This is a genomic window from Luteibacter yeojuensis, from assembly GCF_000964085.1.
In the GTDB taxonomy this organism is placed as follows: Bacteria; Pseudomonadota; Gammaproteobacteria; order Xanthomonadales; family Rhodanobacteraceae; genus Luteibacter; species Luteibacter yeojuensis_A.
This window is the reverse complement of sequence record NZ_JZRB01000008.1, coordinates 1-17,581: the sequence shown is the minus strand read 5'-3', so window position 1 is coordinate 17,581 and position 17,581 is coordinate 1. Positions and strand designations below refer to the sequence as shown.

The 17,581-nt window shown below is 68.0% G+C and carries 17 protein-coding genes; 6 read left to right on the top strand and 11 right to left on the bottom strand.

The features are described 5' to 3' along the window. Positions 1–62 precede the first annotated feature (62 nt). Both VI08_RS04555 and VI08_RS04550 read left to right on the top strand, forming a co-directional pair. Positions 63–563 (top strand): hypothetical protein, encoded by a 501-nt coding sequence (locus VI08_RS04555; protein WP_157006331.1) that lies wholly within the window; start codon positions 63–65, stop codon positions 561–563. 32 nt (positions 564–595) lie between these two features. Further along, positions 596–988 carry a YchJ family protein gene (locus VI08_RS04550; RefSeq protein ID WP_084621258.1) on the top strand — a complete coding sequence of 131 codons (393 nt, stop codon included), beginning with the start codon at positions 596–598 and terminating at the stop codon, positions 986–988. Here VI08_RS04550 and VI08_RS04545 read toward each other — a convergent pair. The 6 genes from VI08_RS04545 to gltB form a co-directional block, all read right to left on the bottom strand. After that, on the bottom strand, positions 985–1,434 hold the full coding sequence (locus VI08_RS04545; protein ID WP_045828371.1) for a hypothetical protein: 450 nt from the start codon (positions 1,432–1,434) through the stop codon (positions 985–987). The two genes, VI08_RS04550 and VI08_RS04545, sit on opposite strands and share 4 nt — an antisense overlap. Then, positions 1,431–1,859 carry a hypothetical protein gene (locus VI08_RS04540; RefSeq protein WP_157006328.1) on the bottom strand — a complete coding sequence of 143 codons (429 nt, stop codon included), beginning with the start codon at positions 1,857–1,859 and terminating at the stop codon, positions 1,431–1,433. Before VI08_RS04540 ends, VI08_RS04545 begins: the two co-directional genes overlap by 4 nt. 128 nt (positions 1,860–1,987) lie before the next feature. Beyond that, on the bottom strand, positions 1,988–2,782 hold the full coding sequence (locus tag VI08_RS04535) for an SDR family NAD(P)-dependent oxidoreductase (RefSeq protein ID WP_045828369.1): 795 nt from the start codon (positions 2,780–2,782) through the stop codon (positions 1,988–1,990). Positions 2,783–2,891: 109 nt separating this feature from the next. Beyond that, positions 2,892–3,653, bottom strand: coding sequence for an NRDE family protein (locus VI08_RS04530; protein WP_045828368.1), 762 nt, complete (start codon positions 3,651–3,653; stop codon positions 2,892–2,894). A 151-nt stretch (positions 3,654–3,804) separates the two neighbouring features. Then, positions 3,805–5,241, bottom strand: coding sequence for an FAD-dependent oxidoreductase (locus VI08_RS04525; protein WP_045828367.1), 1,437 nt, complete (start codon positions 5,239–5,241; stop codon positions 3,805–3,807). Further along, positions 5,238–9,686, bottom strand: a complete 4,449-nt coding sequence (gene gltB / locus VI08_RS04520) for a glutamate synthase large subunit (protein WP_045828366.1) — start codon at positions 9,684–9,686, stop codon at positions 5,238–5,240. The genes VI08_RS04525 and gltB overlap by 4 nt, the downstream gene beginning before the upstream one ends. 348 nt (positions 9,687–10,034) lie before the next feature. Here gltB and VI08_RS04515 point away from each other — a divergent pair, with 348 nt between their 5' ends. Both VI08_RS04515 and VI08_RS04510 read left to right on the top strand, forming a co-directional pair. Further along, positions 10,035–11,210, top strand: coding sequence for a murein hydrolase activator EnvC family protein (locus VI08_RS04515; protein WP_045828365.1), 1,176 nt, complete (start codon positions 10,035–10,037; stop codon positions 11,208–11,210). A gap of 14 nt (positions 11,211–11,224) precedes the next feature. After that, the gene (locus VI08_RS04510) at positions 11,225–12,580 is read left to right on the top strand and encodes a S41 family peptidase (RefSeq protein WP_045828364.1); all 1,356 of its coding nucleotides are present in this window, start codon (positions 11,225–11,227) and stop codon (positions 12,578–12,580) included. A gap of 72 nt (positions 12,581–12,652) precedes the next feature. Here VI08_RS04510 and VI08_RS04505 read toward each other — a convergent pair whose 3' ends face one another. From VI08_RS04505 to VI08_RS04485, 5 genes are all read right to left on the bottom strand, one after another. Continuing rightward, positions 12,653–13,264: a hypothetical protein gene (locus VI08_RS04505; RefSeq protein WP_045828363.1), complete on the bottom strand. Its 612-nt coding sequence runs from the start codon at positions 13,262–13,264 to the stop codon at positions 12,653–12,655. Positions 13,265–13,269: 5 nt separating this feature from the next. Continuing rightward, positions 13,270–14,022: a twin-arginine translocase subunit TatC gene (gene tatC, locus VI08_RS04500; RefSeq protein WP_045828362.1), complete on the bottom strand. Its 753-nt coding sequence runs from the start codon at positions 14,020–14,022 to the stop codon at positions 13,270–13,272. Further along, entirely contained in the window at positions 14,009–14,455 is a 447-nt protein-coding gene (gene tatB, locus VI08_RS22165; protein ID WP_084621256.1) for a Sec-independent protein translocase protein TatB, read from the bottom strand. The genes tatC and tatB overlap by 14 nt, the downstream gene beginning before the upstream one ends. Before the next feature lie 15 nt (positions 14,456–14,470). Beyond that, a complete protein-coding gene (gene tatA / locus VI08_RS04490; protein WP_045828361.1) occupies positions 14,471–14,716 on the bottom strand; it encodes a twin-arginine translocase TatA/TatE family subunit in 246 nt (81 codons plus the stop codon). Positions 14,717–14,788: 72 nt separating this feature from the next. Beyond that, positions 14,789–15,478: a lipid-binding SYLF domain-containing protein gene (locus VI08_RS04485; protein WP_045828360.1), complete on the bottom strand. Its 690-nt coding sequence runs from the start codon at positions 15,476–15,478 to the stop codon at positions 14,789–14,791. Positions 15,479–15,584: 106 nt separating this feature from the next. Here VI08_RS04485 and hemH point away from each other — a divergent pair, with 106 nt between their 5' ends. Both hemH and VI08_RS04475 read left to right on the top strand, forming a co-directional pair. After that, positions 15,585–16,706, top strand: coding sequence for a ferrochelatase (gene hemH, locus VI08_RS04480; RefSeq protein ID WP_045828359.1), 1,122 nt, complete (start codon positions 15,585–15,587; stop codon positions 16,704–16,706). Then, complete coding sequence (locus VI08_RS04475) at positions 16,699–17,535, top strand: alpha/beta fold hydrolase (protein WP_045828444.1); 837 nt, start codon at positions 16,699–16,701, stop codon at positions 17,533–17,535. The genes hemH and VI08_RS04475 overlap by 8 nt, the downstream gene beginning before the upstream one ends. The last annotated feature ends 46 nt before the right edge of the window (positions 17,536–17,581 follow it).

Genomic DNA, 17,581 nt, shown 5'->3' with positions numbered 1-17,581 from the left:
CAGCCCCGCCTCCCCCGCCTCCTCCGCCCAAGCCCACGTTCTAGTACGCGACGCATCTCCCCATGACTAATGTCCCCTCAATGACCGCTGCCGCTGCAAGATTGCACTTCTTTGATGAAGGCGAGGGTACGAACAGGGCTTTCCGCCTTCCTGGCTGGCGCGGGGCCGCGCTTGATCGCAATATGTACGATATCCACCGGATGCCGCGCGTCCTCTGGGATGCGATCGCGCACGCGTCTGCAACGGAGAGGTGGTTCGTTTGCGGATACGCGCCGGTCGGCCAGCCCGAACCGGTCGCCGAGCTCATCGGCAATAGCTGGGAAGTGTTCGGTGAGGACGAGAAAAACCCGGCCAGGAAATCACCGGAGTGGATCGCTTATAGCCCCTTGCTTCCTGTCGCCATCCTGGCGGGATTCGACGTCACTCTCGTGGGTGCTTCGGCAGAACTAGCTGACGAAGTCGACTGCATATTGAACGGCAAAGGCACAAGCCTTCGTGACCTGACTCTACGCGACTTCGGGCCAGAAGAGAGCTGGGCATTCCTCAACACCGTACTCGGATAAAATCGTTCGGCCTGGACCCGGAAGCCCCTCGCGTGATCGACACCCAACTCGGCTGCCCATGCGGCAGCGGCAAACCCTATGCCGCCTGCTGCGGTCGCTGGCATGGCGGCGAGCCCGCTCCTACCGCCGAGGCGCTGATGCGTTCGCGCTACAGCGCGTACGTGATAGGCCTGGAAGATTATCTGCTGGCATCGTGGCATCCCTCGACGCGGCCGCCTGCCCTCTATCTCGCCAACCAGTCACCCACGCCTACGTGGCTTGGGCTGACAGTGAAGCGTCATGAAAACCCCTCGCCCGATACCGCAGTGGTCGAGTTCATCGCGCGCCTACGCCACGGCGGCGGCAGCGCGAAGAAGATGCACGAAGTGAGCCGTTTCGTCCGCGAAGACGGGCGGTGGTACTACGTCGACGGTGACGTGGATTAATCCCGCGCGGGCGCGCACCCGAAGCACATGTCGTGCTCGGACGTAAGGCTCGCGCACCAGGCGACGCCAGGATACGGGAAGACATAGGTGTGTTGCGGGAAGGCTGTGATCGTCGGCAGTGCGGCGAGAATTGCGTCGATGGGACCCAGGACGGCGAATCGGACCTGGTTGTCGCCCAGGACGACGACCTGCTGCGCGGCGTCGACGTGCCCCACGGCTTTGCGCAGGAAGGCGACGAACGCCGCGGCGACATCGCCCTTGGCTTGGACGACCTCCGCGCCGGGGACCCTGCACCAGTCGAGGCGGCCCTTGGGGAAGGGGAACACGTTCGCGAGGGCTTGAGCGAAAGCGTCGAAGTCACCCGACACCGCTAACCGGCCAGACGCGACAGCGTCATTGAGTGAACGCCGTAGCTCGGCCTCTGCCCAAGTGGGGCCAGCCATCATCGGACGTCCTTTGGCGTGACGACGATATCGTCGACTGCCTCGACCACTAGCGTCGTCCGGCCCCTGGGCCGCTCGATGGTGGCCGTCAAGCGGGCTTGCAATGTTTTGTCGATCGTACCCGGAATGCCGGAAAGCACCGCGTCATTCAACGCATCCATGGCCTTCTCCGCCGAATTGTCATCGATACCCATCCCACCGCTGCAGGCCGGATCAGTGATGATCGTGCGGTGTATGCCGTCGCTCATCACTTCGGCGCGAAAGAAGACACGACGATGGGCGAACGCGGCCGGGTCGGCTTGCACGGCACAGAAGGTGGTTGAGACCGGCGGTTCTGCCCTATCGTCGGGGCGCACCATCGGCGGGTGGCTCGTGCAGCCTGTTGTCCCTGCCAGTATCGCGACGCGTAACCAGATCAATCGTGCCATGCCGACCCCGGTGGTTTCCCCGGGCAGCAGTGTACGTGTGTGGGAGCGCGCTCGCGCGCGATCGCGCGCAAGCGCGCCCCCACATGGCTGGGTTTGAACCACCAGGAGGTTTAAGCCACCTGCCGGGTTCAGACCACCTGGCGGGCCACGCCGCCGTCGACGCGCACCGCGGCGCCGGTGGTGCCGCTGGCCTGTTCGGAGGCGAGGTAGACCGACATGTTGGCCACTTCTTCCACCGTCAGCAGGCGTTCGATCAGCGAGGTCGGGCGGTGGGTGCTGATGAAGTCCTTCTCGACTTCCTCGAGCGACTTGCCCTGGTCCTTCGCGATCTTGTTGAAGAACTCGCCCACGCCTTCCGACAGCGTCGGGCCGGGGAGCACCGAGTTCACGGTGACACCGGTGCCCGATAGCGTCTCGGCCAGGCCGCGCGAGACGGCGAGCTGGGCGGTCTTGGTCATGCCGTAATGGACCATCTCGGCGGGGATCTGCAGGGCCGATTCGCTGGAGATGAACTGCACGCGGCCCCAGCCACGGTCGGCCATGCCCTTGGCGTAATGGCGCGACAGGCGCACGCCCGAGTTGACGTTCACTTCGAAGAAGCGCGACCACTCCTCGTCGGTGATGTCGAAGAAGCCCTTCGGCTCGAAGATGCCGAGGTTGTTCACGAGGATGTCGGTGCTGGGCACGGCCTTGATGAGCGCCGCGGCGCCTTCGGCGGTACCGAGGTCGGCGGCGACGCCGCTCAGCTTCGCGGCGGGCACATGCTTCTTGATCTCGGCGATGGCGGCATCGACGCGGCCCTGGGTGCGGCCGGTAACGACGACGCTGGCGCCGGCGGCGGCGAGGCCCTGGGCGATGGCCAGGCCGATGCCGGCGGTGGAACCGGTGACGATAGCGCTGCGCTTGGAAAGGTCGATGTTCATGGGTGGCTCCGACGTAGGAAAGGTGATTCCAACATCGTCGGGGCGATAGGGGCTTGGATCAATCGCTGGCGGGGCGAAAGACTTTTGCCTCAGTGCGAAGGATCGAGGCCTATGGAGCCAGGTCGAGGCGGGTTTCGCCGGCGGGTGTGCCGTTGGGGCCGAAGCGGCGCTCGATGATGGTGGCGGCATCGTCGTGGCCCACGAGGATCACCGTGCTGGCACGGGTGCCGTAGTTCTCGCCGACGATGAACGCGCTGGAGAGGAAGCGTTCGCGCTCGATGCCGATGCCTGTGTCGGGCAGCAGGTCGTCGGGCCAGCGGCCCTGGTCGGAGAGCATGCGGAACAGTGAGTCCGTGTCGTCGCGGCCTTCCTCGATCCACGCTTCGAGGCGGTGCACCAGCGCGCGCGTCTTCGGCCACGGTGCGTTGAAGTCGGCGTTGGAGAGGCCGTGCACGCCATCGGTGACCTGCTCGTAGCGCGCTTCGGGCTGGTTGCCGAGGTAGAACGCGTGTTCGTGGTCGAACGTGAGCAGGTTGAAGGGGCGGTAATCCTTCGCGGTGGCGGCAAGTTCTTGCGCGTGCACCGCCGCGGGCAGGTTCGAGCCAAGGTAATCGGCGACGAGCAGGCCGCGCGACATGCCGCTGTGGTCGGCTTTCAGGTCGCGTACGTTGGTGATGACGCTGGCACGGCCGTGGGGCGCGACGCCGATCCACGTGCCGCCGGCCTCGAGATCGCGGCCGGCCGCCACCTGCGGGGCTTCGTCCCAGTGCGCCAGCGGCGCCGTGGGGCGGGCGTGGAACTCATCGCGATTACCGAGCAGGACAAGGCGCCAGCGCGGGTGCGCGCGCCATGCGAAAGCGATCAGGCACATGGGCGAAAGGGGGCCGTGGAGGGCATGGTGGCCATTGTGCGCTTATTTTCCCTTGGATGTAGGAGCCCACTCCGTGGGCGACATCTTTGCGCGACCACGCAACAGGATCGTGCGGGTCTTCGCGAAAAGCTGTCGCCCACGGGGTGGGCTCCTACGCGGCGACGGTAGTGCTCGTCCTCTTGTTCGCCAGCATTTTCACGATGGAACCTGCGGCTTCGCGGCCATCGTAGACGGCGCGCACCACGAGGTCGGCGCCGCGCACGTTGTCGCCGCCGGCGAAGATCTTCGCGTGGCTGGTCTGGTGCGGCAGGTGGCCTTCCGCACCGGTGACGATGCGGCCGCTGCGGTCGCGGGCGATGCCGAAGGCGTCGCACCAATCGGGTGGGCTCGGCTGGAAGCCGAAGGCCTGGATCACCACGTCGGCACGCAGGTCGGTCTCGCTGCCTTCGACATTGCGCGGCCGCGGGCGGCCGTCGCCGTCATCGACCAGTTGCGTCTCGACCACGCGCACGCCCTTCACCTTGCCGCCCTCGCCCACCAGGGCCACCGGCTGACGCTGGAACAGGAAGCGCACGCCCTCGTCGCGGCTGTAGCCCACTTCGCGGCGCGAGCCCGGCATGCTCGGTTCGTCACGGCGATACACGCAGGTCACCGACGCGGCGCCGAGGCGGATAGCCGTGCGGTTGCAGTCCATGCCGGTATCGCCGCCACCGAGCACCACGACGTGCTTGCCGGCGAGGTCGTACTCGGGCGCGGGCGGCTTTTCGCGCAGCAGGCGTTCCGTGTTGGCGATGAGGAAGGGCAGCGCATCGTGCACGCCCACCAGGTCACGGCCATCGAGCTGGCCATCGACATACGTGTACGCACCCGTGCCGACGAACACGGCGTCGTAATCGTTGAGCAGCTCATCGAACTCGATGTCGCGGCCGATCTCCACGCCGAGGTGGAAGCGCACGCCCATGCCTTCGAGCACCATGCGCCGCGTCTTCACCACGGTCTTGTCGAGCTTGAACGGCGGGATGCCGAAGGTGAGCAGGCCACCGATCTCGTGCTGGCGATCGAACACGTCGGCGGCGATGCCCGCGCGGCGCAGGCGGTCGGCGCAGGCGAGGCCCGCGGGGCCAGCGCCGACGATGGCGACGCGCGCACCGGTTTCCTTCACGCGGGAAAGGTCGGGACGCCAGCCCTGGCGGAAGGCCTCGTCAGTGACCCAGCGCTCGACGCTGCCGATGGTGACCGCGCCGAACTCGCCCTGCTCGAGCGTGCACGCGCCTTCGCAGAGGCGATCCTGCGGGCACACGCGGCCGCAGATCTCGGGCAGCGGGTTGGTTTCATGCATGAGCGTGGCGGCCTCGAACAGGCGGCCGTCCTGCACCAGCTTCAGCCAGTTAGGGATGTAGTTGTGCACCGGGCACGCGTGCTCGCAGTACGGGTTGCCGCAATCGATGCAGCGGCCCGATTGCGTGGATGCCTCGCCCGACGCGAAATCACCGGAGATCTCGCCGTAGCCCAGCACGCGGACGGCGACGGGCACCGTGCGCGGCACTTGCCGCGGCACCTCGAGGAAACGGAAATCCTTCGCGCTCATGCCGCGCTCCGCAGTTCTTCGGCCAGGGCATCGAGGCTGGCGGCCTTGGGCTTCACCAGCCAGAAGCGCTGCAGCAGGCCGCGGAAATCGCCGAGCACGCGGCGGCCCCAGGCGCTGCCGGTGAGTTCGGCGTGGCGGGCAATGAGCTGGCGCAGGTGCTGCATGTAGTGTTCCATGCCCTCGTGCGAAATACGCACGATGTCGACGAGTTCGTGGTTGTAGCAATCGACGAAGTTGCGCTCCATGTCGAGTACGTAGGCGAAGCCGCCCGTCATGCCCGCGCCGAAGTTCAGGCCGGTGCGGCCGAGCACCGCGACGACGCCGCCGGTCATGTATTCACAGCAGTGGTCGCCCGCGCCTTCCACCACGGCCAGGGCGCCGGAGTTGCGGACGGCGAAGCGCTCGCCAGCCTGGCCCGCGGCGTACAGCTCGCCGCCGGTGGCGCCGTAGAGGCAGGTGTTGCCGATGATCGACGCATCCTGGCTCGCGAAGGGGGAGTCCTCTGGCGGGCGGATGACGAGGCGGCCGCCGGCCATGCCCTTGCCCACGCCATCGTTGGCCTCGCCCACCAGGTCGATGTGCACGCCCGGTGCGTTCCATGCACCCAGGCTCTGGCCTGCGGCGCCGGTGAGGTGCAGGTTGATCGGGCGCCCGGCCATGCCGGCATCGCCCCAGCGGCGCGCGATGTCGCCGGAGAGGCGCGCACCGATGGCGCGATCGGTGTTGACGATGGGGTAGCTGAAGCTGCCGCCATGGCCTTCCTTCACGAGATCGCGCACGTCGGCGGAAATGCGCGACGCCAGCGCGGCCGGGTCGCGCATCGGGTTGCGTGCCAGGGTGCAGGCGAAGTCCACCTTTTCACCCAGGCCATCGTCCGCGATGAGCGGCGTGAGGTCGAGGCGCTCCTGCACCTGGGTGATGCCGCCGCGCTGCTCGAGCCGCGCCGACTGGCCGATGAGTTCGCCCAGCGAACGCACGCCCAGCTGCGCGAGGTGGCGGCGCACGTCCTCGGCGATGAAGCGGAAGTAGTTCATCACCATGTCGGGCAGGCCGACGAAGTGCTTGTTGCGCAGCACGGGGTGCTGCGTGGCCACGCCCGTGGCGCAGTTGTTGAGGTGGCAGATACGCAGGTATTTGCAGCCCAGGGCCACCATGGGGCCGGTGCCGAAACCAAAGCTCTCGGCGCCCAGCATCGCCGCCTTGATGACGTCGAGGCCGGTCTTGAGCCCGCCATCGGTCTGCAGGCGCACGCGGCCACGCAGGTCGTTGAGGCGCAGGGTCTGCTGCGTTTCGGCCAGGCCAAGCTCCCACGGCGTGCCGGCGTATTTGATGGAGGTGAGCGGGCTGGCGCCCGTGCCGCCATCATGGCCGGAGACCGTGATGAGGTCCGCGCCAGCCTTCACCACGCCCGCGGCCACGGTGCCTACGCCCGCGTGCGAGACCAGCTTCACCGAGACCAGGGCCTGCGGGTTCACTTCCTTCAGGTCGTGGATGAGCTGGGCAAGGTCTTCGATGGAATAGATATCGTGGTGCGGCGGCGGCGAGATGAGGCCGATGCCTGGCTTGGCATAGCGCAGCCGCGCGATGGTGGCGTCCACCTTGTGGCCGGGCAGCTGGCCACCTTCGCCGGGCTTCGCGCCCTGGGCGATCTTGATCTGCAGCACTTCGGCGTTGACGAGGTAGGCCGGCGTGACGCCGAAGCGGCCCGAGGCCACCTGCTTGATCTTCGACTGGCGGTCGGTGCCGTAGCGCGACGGATCCTCGCCACCCTCGCCTGAATTGCTGCGGGCGCCGAGGCGGTTCATGGCGACGGCGAGCGCTTCGTGCGCCTCGGGCGACAACGCGCCCAGCGACATGCCCGCCGAATCGAAACGTTTGAGGATGGCCTCGGCCGGTTCCACCTCGTCGAGCGGGATGGGCGTGGCCTCGCGTGGCACGAGCAGGTCGCGCAGCGCGGACGCGGGGCGCGAATCCACGTAGTGCGCGTACTTCTCGTAATCCTTCCACTCGCCCGTGCGCACCGCCACCTGCAGGGTGGCGATCACGTCGGGGTTGTACATGTGGTATTCGCCGCCGTGCACGTACTTGTACAGGCCGCCGGCGCGCAATGCCTGCGCCTCGTCCCATGCCTCGGCGGCCAGCAGCCGCTGCTCCTGTTCCAGGTCGGCGAAGGTGCTGCCACCGATGCGCGACGGGGTACCGGGGAAGCAGAGGTCCACCACGCCCTTCGACAGGCCCACGATCTCGAACAGCTGCGCGCCACGGTAGCCGGCCACCGTGGAGATGCCCATCTTGGAGAGGATCTTCAGCAGGCCCTTGCGGATGCCGCGGCGGTAGTTGCGGCCGATCTCGCGTGGCGCGCCCTCGCCCTTGCGCAGGTGGCCGCTGCGGCCCATGTCGAACAGGCTCTGGTACGCGAGCCAGGGATAGATGGCGGTGGCGCCGAAGCCGAGCAGGCAGGCGAACTGGTGCGGATCGCGCGGTGTGGCGGTCTCCACCACGATGTTGCACTGGCAACGCAGGCCGCGATCGACGAGGCGCGCGTGCACGGCACCCGTGGCGAGCAGCGAGTGGATGGGCAGCAGGTCGCGGCGCGGGTAGCGGTCGCTGAGGAACACGATGGTGACGCCGGCGCGCACGGCTGCTTCCACCTCGTCGCAGATGCGCCTGAGCGCCTGCTCGAGCGTCTCGTCGGCGCCATACATGAGGTCGAAGCGCGGCGTGTGCGCGTAGTCGCGGTTCGCCAGTATCTGGCGCAGCTTGCGCTGCGAGAGGATCGGCGAGTTCAGCAGGATCTGCTTCGCGTTCTCCGGGCCCAGGTCGAAGATATTGCGCTCCTGCCCGATCTGGGTCACCAGCGACATCACCAGCCGCTCGCGCAGCGGATCGATGGGCGGGTTGGTCACCTGCGCGAAGGCCTGGCGGAAGCGATCGAACAGCGGGCGCACCTGGCGCGACAGCACGGCCATGGGCGTGTCGTCGCCCATCGAGCCCGTGGCCTCGGCCTCGGTCTCGGCCAGGATCTTCAGCACCGATTCGCTTTCCTCGCGGGAAAGGCCGTACAGCTTCTGGTAGCGGCGCAGTTCCTCGGCCGGCAGCGGCTCGGCCGCGAGGCTTGGGTCGATCAGGTCGGATTCGAGGTAGGTGACGCCATCGCGCAGCCATTCGCGGAATGGCGCGCGCGCACGGTTGATGGCGTCGATGTCGGCATCGCGCAGCAGGCGGTGTTCGCGGAAATCGACGGCGATCATCTCGCCGGGCGCGAGGCGGCCCTTGGCGACGACGCGCGACGAAGGCACATCCCACAGGCCGGCCTCGGACGCGACGATGAGGTGGTTGTCGTCCGACAAGGCCCAGCGCGCGGGGCGCAGGCCGTTGCGATCAAGGGTGCACGCGGCGTAGCGGCCATCGCACATCACCAGGCCCGCGGGGCCGTCCCACGGTTCGCTGTGCAGCGCGTAGTACTCGTAGAACGCGGCGAGATCCTCGTCGATATCCTCGCGCGCGGCGTACGCCGGCGGCACCAGCACGCGCATGGCGGTGAGCAGGTCCATGCCGCCCATGAGCAGCACTTCGAGTGCGTTATCGAGGCTCTCGGAGTCCGAGCCGTCCTGGGTCACCAGCGGGCCGATGTCGGCCAGCTCGACCTGGGGCGAACGCATGACGGTGCCACGCGCCTGCATCCAGCGACGGTTCGCGCGGATGGTGTTGATCTCGCCATTGTGCGCGAGGAAACGGAACGGCTGCGCCAGGCGCCACTTCGGCGAGGTGTTGGTCGAGAAGCGCTGGTGGAAGACCACCGCGTCGGCGACCAATGCCGGGTGGATGAGGTCGGGGTACACATCGCGCAGGCGGCCCGGCGCGGCCATGGCCTTGTAGCCAATGACTTCGCCCGACAGCGAGACGACATAGAACTGCCTGTCGCCACGCAACGCCTGCTCGGTGCGGCGGCGCGCACGGAACAGCGCGGCCTCGAACGTGGCCGGGGGCATGTCGGCCGGCGCGTCGACGAACACCTGGCGCACGAGCGGCATGGAAGCCGATGCGAGCGGGCCGCACGCGTCCTTGTTGACGGCCACGTCGCGCCAGCCGGCCACGCGCAGGCCCGCGGCGGCGAGTTCGGTTTCAAGTGCAACGATCGCACTGCCTTGCGTTTCCGGATCGAGGAACACGACGCCCGCCGCGAACTGCGTGGCGACCGTGATACCCGCCTCGCCCGCGAGCGCGCGCAGCCATTCGACCGGGCGGCGGATAAGCACGCCACAGCCGTCGCCGCTTACGCCATCGGCGTTGACGCCACCACGATGGGATAGCTTCGCCAGCGCGTCGAACGCGGTGGTGACGAGTTTCGCGCTGGCGTGGCCGTCGATCTGCGCGACGATGCCGAAACCGCAGCTATCGTGTTCAAACGCCTCGTCATAGAGGCGCGGAGTGCCTTGCTTCACCTTCCGCCTCCTCGTGGCATACGGTTGTGCTGGGAACTTGCCGCGTGCACGAGGCCCCCCGGCCAGGAACGGCCGACCTCACATGCACGCGAAGGGCATGCCCCCGAAGGTACACACAATTGCCGCGTTGCGTCAAAGCATTTGGACGTCCGAACGAAATACTTACGTCTCACGTCACGCTGGAGCCCGCCGGCGCCCCCTCAACTCCCCTGTGGGAGCGCGCTTGCGCGCGATAGGGCTTGCGGCAAGTACATCGCGCGCAAGCGCGCTCCCACACAAGGGCTCGAAGCGCCCCAAGGGGGCCATGCAGGGCCCATGCGCCGCCTCTGCTTGGGTCATAATCCCCCGATGCGCCCAAACTTCCGTCGCCCCGCCCTTTGCCTCGCCCTCGCCGCCGCCAGCCTTGCCCCCAACCCGCCGGCCCATGCCGCGCAGGATGGCAAGGCCCGGGCCGAGCAGGACGAGGCCCGGCAGAAGCTGCAGGGCGTGCGCCAGCAGATCGAGGCGCTCACGAAGGACCAGCGTGAAACGGCCAATTCCCGCGATAGCGCCAACGCGGGCCTGGCGAAGAAAGCCGAGGAGGTCTCGGCGGCGGCGCGGGCGGTGCGCGAAACCGACGGCGAGCTGGCCCAGCGCCAGCACGACCTCGACCAGCTGAACCAGCAGCGCGCGGCCATGCAGGGCGACCTGGGCAAGCACAAGGGCGCCCTGGACGATCTCCTGCGCGCCACCTACACCCTGGGCCGCGGGTCCGACCTGCAACTGCTGCTGGGCGACGAGGACATCGACCGCATCTCGCGTGCCCTGGCCTACTCGCGCTATTTCCAGGAGAACCGCGTCGAGCGCATCAAGGGCCTCCTCGCGGATCTTTCCCGCCTGCAGGATGTCGAAAACGCGATCACCGCCGAGCAGCAGAAGCTGGAGGCGACGAAAGCGGAGCGGCAAAAACGTGCGGGCGACCTCGAAAAGCAACGCACCGACCAGCAAAAGCTCGTGGCCGAGGCCGATGCGAAGTACAAGGACCAGGGCCAGCGCATGGCCGCGCTGAAGCAGAACGAGCAGGACATGAACGCCCTGGTGGCAAAGCTGCAGAGGGTGATCGACGAGGCCGCGAAGGCGGCCGAGCCGGCACCGGCGCCCAAGGGCGCCCCGGCGGGCCCGGCGCTGGGCAACCTGCGCGGCAACCTGCCCTGGCCCGCCAATGGCCCCGTCCACGCGTACGGCAACGGCGTCATCATCGTGGCGCCGCGCGGCAGCGAGGTGAAGGCCGTGGCCCGTGGCCGCGTGGTCTTCGCCAACTTCCTGCGCGGCTACGGCATGATGATCATCGTGAACCACGGCAACGGCTTCATGAGCATGTATGGCAACAACGAGACGCTGCTGCACGGCGTGGGCGACATGGTGGAGGCCGGCGAAGCCGTCGGCACCGCCGCGGCGCCGGCCGGCGACAACGGCGCGTATTTCGAGCTGCGCCAGGGTGGCAAGCCCATCGACGCGCGCGGCTGGTTCGCGAAAAAGCACTGACCCCGGAGACAGGCATGCGCCAGCACCCCCTTCGCCTCGCCCTTGCCCTGGCCCTCGCCGGCGCGCTGGCGTTGCCGGCCACCGCGCAGGACCAGGCCCAGAAAAAAGCCCCCGTGCGGCAACCCGATGCGCCCGCCGCGTCGGGCAGCGCGGCGGCGGCCGTGGCCGCGAAGGCCGACGACAGCGTCGACCTGGATGACATCCGCAATTTCACGCGGGTGTACCACATCATCCAGCAGGCCTACGTCGAGAAGCTCGACAACAAGACGATCATGAAAGCCGCCATCTCCGGCATGCTGCAGAACCTGGACCCGCACAGCGAGTACCTGGACAAGGAGGGCCTGGACGAACTGGACGAAGACACCACCGGCCAGTACGGCGGCCTGGGCATCGAGGTGCTGCAGGTCGACGGCATGCTGAAGATCGTGTCGCCCATCGACGACACGCCGGCATCGCGCGCGGGCATCAAGCCGGGCGATACCATCCTCAAGGTCGATGGCATGGTCGTCGACCAGCAGAACATCGACGACGCCTTCAAGAAGCTGCGCGGCGACCCGGGCTCGAAGGTGGTGCTCACCATCCTGCACGAGAAATCCGACAAGCCCATCGACATGCCGCTGGTGCGCGAGCGCATCAATGTCACGTCGGTGAAGGTGCGCCAGCTCGAGCCGGGCTATGTCTACATCCGCCTCAGCCAGTTCCAGGAGGATACGGCCACGGATATGGAAACGAAGCTCGGCGATTACATCAAGAAGAACGGTGCGCCGCGCGGCGCCGTGCTCGACCTGCGCTCGAACCCGGGCGGGCTGCTCACCACCGCGGTGGGCGTGGCCGATGCCTTCCTCGATTCAGGCACCATCGTCACCACGAAGGGCCGCCTGCCCGACGCCAACCTGCATTTCGACGCGCACCCGGGCGACATGCTCAAGGGCGCGCCCATCGTCATCCTGGCCGATAACGGCACCGCCTCGGCGGCGGAGATCGTCTCTGGCGCCCTGAAGGACAACCACCGCGCGCTCATCATGGGCCGGCGCACGTTCGGCAAGGGCGTGGTGCAGACCGTGCTGCCGCTCGACCAGGACAGCGCGGTGAAGATCACCACGGCGCGGTACTACACGCCCAACGGCACGTCGATCCAGGCGGAAGGCATCAAGCCCGATATCGCCCTGGCCGACCTGGCGGTGAACAAGAGCGACACGGCGCCCTCGCTGATCGGCTCCGAGGCTGACCTGCCGAACCACCTGGCCAACGAGAAGGCATCGGACGGCGACAAGGCGGCCAGCGACGATGATGGCAAGCTGGCGCTGGAGGATTACGCGCTGTCGCAGGCCCTGAATGTGTTGAAGGGGCTGGCGCTTAACCGGCGGTGAGAGCCATCGCGCGCAAGCGCGCTCCCACGAGGGGCACTGGCTTTCGGTGGGAGCGCGCTTGCGCGCGATGCCCTACCAGAACCGCCACCACGGCTTGGCCGACCGCGCCATGCGCCGCTGCAACCGCCGCGAGGCGGCGCGCGGAATGGCCTCTTGCCCCATCTTCCAGCCGTCGAACGCGGGCACGCCGTAGGCCTTGGCCGCCAGGTCGTATTCGAACCCGGTGATGGTTTCGGCCAGTTCGACGGGCAAGGCGTGGAAGCAATCCACGTCATCGCCCGCCATGTCGGCCGCATCCTGCTCGGCCTCGAAGCGGGCGTGCAGGCTGTCGAACGGCGGCGGCAGCTCGCCGCTGGTGACCAGCACGCGGACCCCGCTTTCGCCGTTGTGCTCGACGTGCCAGGCAGGCTTGCCGTCCTCCCACGCCGTGGCCACGCTGATGGAGGCCTCATCCCATTGCACGGCCACCACCTTGCAGCCCTTCGATAGCGGCAGCAGCGAATCCTCGGTGAGCAGGGGCGATGCGAAGCGGGTGATGACCACGAACCAGCCGTTGGGCAGCGCGATGCATGCGCCGCGTTGCGCCAGCGGGTAGGTATCACCGTTGCCGACGAGGTCAAGCTCGGCGAGTACCGCCGCGCCCTCCTTGCCCTTGACGGCCAGCCAGCCGCGGGTACCGGCCATCGCGCTTACTCCCGGGTGGGGGCCTTCAGCAGGAAGCGTACCGAAAGCAGGCCCAGTTCATAAAGCAGGCACATCGGCACCGCGAGCATCACCATCGACAGCAGGTCGGGCGGGGTGATGAAAGCGGCGATGGCGAAGGCGCCGACGATGGCGTAGCCGCGGCCTTTGCTGAGCTTTTCGGCGTCGACGACGCCGATGGCGGCCAGGATCACCACGGCCACCGGCACCTCGAAGCAGAGCCCGAAGGCGAAGAACATGAGGGTGACGAAATCGAGGTAGTGCGTGATGTCCGTCATCATGGCCACGCCATCGGGCGTCACCGCGTTGAGGAACTTGAACGCGGCCGGCATGACGACGAAGTACGCGAAGGCGCAGCCCGCGTAGAACAGCACCAGCGATGCCACCAGCAGCGGCCGGGCCAGGCGTTTCTCGTGCTTGTACAGGCCGGGGCTGACGAAGGCCCAGAGCTGGTACAGGATCATCGGCATGCTGATGAACAGCGCCACGTAGAATGCGAGCTTCAATGGCGTGACGAAGGGCGCGGCCACCTCGGTGGCGATGAGATGCGCGCCATTGGGCATCTTTTCGACCAGCGGCTTCGCCAGCTCCGCATACAGGTGGTTGGCGAGGGGCACCAGGGCGAGCAGCACGACGAGCAGCACGACGATGGCCCGCAGCAGGCGGCCGCGGAGCTCGATCAGGTGGGAGAACAGGCCTTCCTCAAGCTGGTCTTCGGCCGACGGATCACGTGCGGTCATGCGGTTCGTTCCGGCCGGGCGCATCGCCGCCCTGGTTCAGCGGGAGCATGTCGCGCTCCGGGTCGGGTTCGCGCCGGCCCGCGTGGCCGGCCTGGGCATCGGTGTAAGCATCGCGCACCTGCGCCCCGGTGTCCTTGAAGGCGCCCGTGACACCTTCGTGGGCGTCGCGAAACCCCTGCTGGGCATCGCGGAACCCCTGTTGCGCATCGTTCTGGGCACTGCGGGCCGTCTCGGCCGTCTCGCGCAGGGTGCGCTTGATCTCCTCGGCCTGGATCTCGCGCTCCACCTCGGACTTGACGCTATCCCAGCCGTTGCGCACGCGGCGCAGCAGCGCACCCGCCGTGCGGGCGGCGTGCGGCAGGCGCTCGGGGCCGAGGACGATGAGCGCCACCAGGGCGAGCAGCAGCAGCTTGCCGAAGCTGATCTCGATCATGGCGCGGGGTGCCCGTCAGGGCGTGCGGTCGTGGGTCTCGGTGCTCTCGCGCCGGACGTTTTCCTGCGGCGCGGCCGTGGTGTCCGCGCGGAGCTTCTCGGCATCGCGGCGGCGGCGTTCTTCCTCCTCGTCGCCACCATCCATGCCCTTCTTGAAGTCGCGCATGGCCCCGCCGAGGTCCGAGCCGATGTTACGGAGCTTCTTGGTGCCGAAGATGAGGACGACGACCAGCAGCAGGAGGACGATGTGGGTAATGCTCATGGGAACCTCGGGGCACCCCGGGGGTACCTGTGGGACGGGTGCGGCGCCCGCGGGGCGCCGCACGGAACGGGATTACTTCTGAGTGTACTCCTCAAGTTTATCCCGGAATGCGACCACCTCGCTTGGGACGTTCGTCACACCGCCCTCGAAGATGCGCCGCGCCGTGATGCCCTTGCCGTAGATCTCCTCGTTGGAGTCATCATCGATGCTGATGCGGGAACCATCGAGGGAGATGCCGGCAAAAAGGCCCTTGGCGCGCGAATAGGTGTAGATCTCGGCGTTCATCTTGCCATTGGTGGCCGCCATGGCCGAGCGGCCCACCGGGCCCGCGGCCGCCGAGGCGCTGGCGCCCATGGTGAACTGGCCGTCGATGATCTGGTCGACGCCCTTGTGCGTGCGGAAGACCAGGATGACGTCGATGGACTGGATGCCGGCCTGGAAGCCGACCCCCGCCGCCGCCGTGGAGATGAAATTGGGGTTGGACCATTCGCCGGTGCAGTCGCGGCGCTCGGCGATGACGCCCTCGCCCTTGGCGCCTGAGAACACGAACCCACCCTTCACCATGCCGGGGATGATGGCCACGGCGCAGGCGTTCTTGAGCAGGTCGGACGGGACGGATTTATCCGGGGCGTCGTTGATCATCTCGTCCAGGACGCGGACGGCTTCGCTCGCCTGCTTGCGCGGCGGGTCGGCGGCCTGGACGGCCATGGACGGCACCAGGGCGGCGAGGCCCAGGGCAAGCAGGGAAAGGCGAGGGATCATCGGTGGCTCCTTTTGGGCGCTTTTAGGCAGGATCCGCGGCAATGTGTTGCGCAAGGCACCCGGCCACGTATGGCAGACTGGGCTCTCCCCGCGAACACCGAATCCGATGCCAGGTACCCCGAACTATACCGGCCTGAACGGGCATTCCCACGACCTTCCGGCGAAGGCGGCGGTGCTCTTGGTTAATCTTGGTACACCTGACGCGCCTACCGCGGCGGCCGTGCGCCCCTACCTCGCCCAGTTCCTGGGCGATCCGCGCGTCATCGAATACCCCCGCCTGGCGTGGAAGCTCATCCTCCACGGCATCATCCTGCGCATCCGCCCCAAACGCTCCGCCCACGCCTACCAGCGCATCTGGACACCCGAGGGCTCGCCCCTGCGCGTGGGCAGCGAGGCACTGGCCGCCGCGCTGGGCGCCGAACTGGCCCGGCGCCGCCCCGGCCCGGTGCATGTGGCGCTGGCCATGCGCTACGGCAAGCCCGCCGTGGCCGACGTGGTGGCGAAGCTGCAGCGCGAAGGCGTGCGCCGCCTGCTCGTGCTGCCGCTTTACCCGCAGTACTCCGCCACCAGCACGGGCAGCGTCTTCGACGCGGTGGCCGATACGGTGAAGGGCCTGCGCTGGCCACCGGAACTGCGCCAGGTCAACGATTACCACGACCGCCCCGGGTTCATCGCCGCGCTGGCCGAGAGCGTCCGCGCCCACTGGGCCGCGAACGGCCGTGGCGAAAAACTGCTCATGAGCTTCCACGGCATCCCCGAGCGCTACGTGCGCAACGGTGACCCTTATTTCTGCCAGTGCCACGCCACCGCGCGCCTGCTGCGCGAGGCGCTGGGCCTGTCGGAAGACGAAGCCCTCATCAGCTTCCAGAGCCGCGTGGGGCGCGAGCGCTGGCTGCACCCCTACACCGACGAGACAGTGAAGGCCCTCGGCGCGAAAGGCATCAAGCGCATCGATGTCATCAGCCCGGGCTTCGCCGTCGACTGCCTCGAGACCCTCGAGGAGATCGCCATGCAGAACGCCGATTTCTTCCGCGAGGCCGGCGGTGAAACGCTCAGCTATATCCCCTGCCTGAATACCGCGCCCGCGCATGTCGATGCGCTGGCCGACCTGGTGCTGGCCCACGCGCAGGGCTGGCCGGAATTCGACCCGGCGTACGATGCCGCCGCCGAAGCCGTCAAACTCGCCGCCGCCCGCGAACGCGCGCGAAAGGCAGGCGCCGGTGCGTGAGCTCACCGTTTCCATTCCTGGCCTGGAGCTGGGTGGCCTGGCCTGGGGCGAGCCCGACGCGCCGCCTTTGCTGATGGTGCACGGCTGGCTGGATAACGCCGCCAGTTTCGCCTTGCTCGCGCCGAAGCTGGCCGATCGCTTCCACGTCATCGCGCTCGACCTGCCGGGCCACGGGCACTCTGGCCACTTGCCGGATTCCAGCGTCTACCAGCACGTCGACTATGTGCGCGCCATGCTGGCCGCGGCCGATGCGCTCGCCCTGCCCCGCTTCCACCTGCTGGGCCATTCGCTGGGTGCCGGCATCGCCACGCTGCTCGCCATCGCGGCGCCGGAACGCGTGCGTGGCCTTGCCCTCATCGAGGGCCTGGGCCCGCTCGGCGACGACGGCTCGCGCACGCTCGATCGCTTCCGCGATGCCATGGCATTGAAAGCCACCGGCAACCGCCCGCTGCGCGTGTTCCCCACCATCGCCGCGGCGGCCGACGCCCGCGCCCTCGCCAGCGGCCTGGCACCGGCGCTCAGCCACTACATCGTCGAGCGCGGCCTGCGCGATGTCGACGGCGGCTGGAGCTGGCGCAGCGACCCGCGCCTGTCACGCCCCTCGGCCGTGCGCATGGCCGAAACGCAGATCATGTCGCTGTTGCTCGGCCTGGCCGCGCCCACGTCGCTGCTGCTGGCGCGGCCGCACCCGCCTTATCTCGAGCCGGAAGGCCTGCAGGTGCGCATCGATTGCGTGGAGAACATCCGCGTGACGCACATGGATGGTGGGCATCATTTGCACCTGGAGCAGCCCGAGGCCGTGGCGAGCTGGCTGCACTCGGCCCTATAACCGACTTCTGTGGGGCCTGCTTTTGTGGGAGCGCGCTTGTGGGGTG

Bases quoted from the DNA above. Each gene is read 5' to 3' on its own strand.
- VI08_RS04555 (WP_157006331.1), top strand. From the start codon at position 63: ATGACTAATGTCCCCTCAATGACCGCTGCCGCTGCAAGATTGCACTTC.
- VI08_RS04545 (WP_045828371.1), bottom strand. From the start codon at position 1,434: ATGATGGCTGGCCCCACTTGGGCAGAGGCCGAGCTACGGCGTTCACTC.
- VI08_RS04540 (WP_157006328.1), bottom strand. From the start codon at position 1,859: ATGGCACGATTGATCTGGTTACGCGTCGCGATACTGGCAGGGACAACA.
- VI08_RS04535 (WP_045828369.1), bottom strand. From the start codon at position 2,782: ATGAACATCGACCTTTCCAAGCGCAGCGCTATCGTCACCGGTTCCACC.
- VI08_RS04530 (WP_045828368.1), bottom strand. From the start codon at position 3,653: ATGTGCCTGATCGCTTTCGCATGGCGCGCGCACCCGCGCTGGCGCCTT.
- VI08_RS04525 (WP_045828367.1), bottom strand. From the start codon at position 5,241: ATGAGCGCGAAGGATTTCCGTTTCCTCGAGGTGCCGCGGCAAGTGCCG.
- VI08_RS04515 (WP_045828365.1), top strand. From the start codon at position 10,035: ATGCGCCCAAACTTCCGTCGCCCCGCCCTTTGCCTCGCCCTCGCCGCC.
- VI08_RS04510 (WP_045828364.1), top strand. From the start codon at position 11,225: ATGCGCCAGCACCCCCTTCGCCTCGCCCTTGCCCTGGCCCTCGCCGGC.
- VI08_RS04505 (WP_045828363.1), bottom strand. From the start codon at position 13,264: ATGGCCGGTACCCGCGGCTGGCTGGCCGTCAAGGGCAAGGAGGGCGCG.
- tatC (WP_045828362.1), bottom strand. From the start codon at position 14,022: ATGACCGCACGTGATCCGTCGGCCGAAGACCAGCTTGAGGAAGGCCTG.
- tatB (WP_084621256.1), bottom strand. From the start codon at position 14,455: ATGATCGAGATCAGCTTCGGCAAGCTGCTGCTGCTCGCCCTGGTGGCG.
- tatA (WP_045828361.1), bottom strand. From the start codon at position 14,716: ATGAGCATTACCCACATCGTCCTCCTGCTGCTGGTCGTCGTCCTCATC.
- VI08_RS04485 (WP_045828360.1), bottom strand. From the start codon at position 15,478: ATGATCCCTCGCCTTTCCCTGCTTGCCCTGGGCCTCGCCGCCCTGGTG.
- hemH (WP_045828359.1), top strand. From the start codon at position 15,585: ATGCCAGGTACCCCGAACTATACCGGCCTGAACGGGCATTCCCACGAC.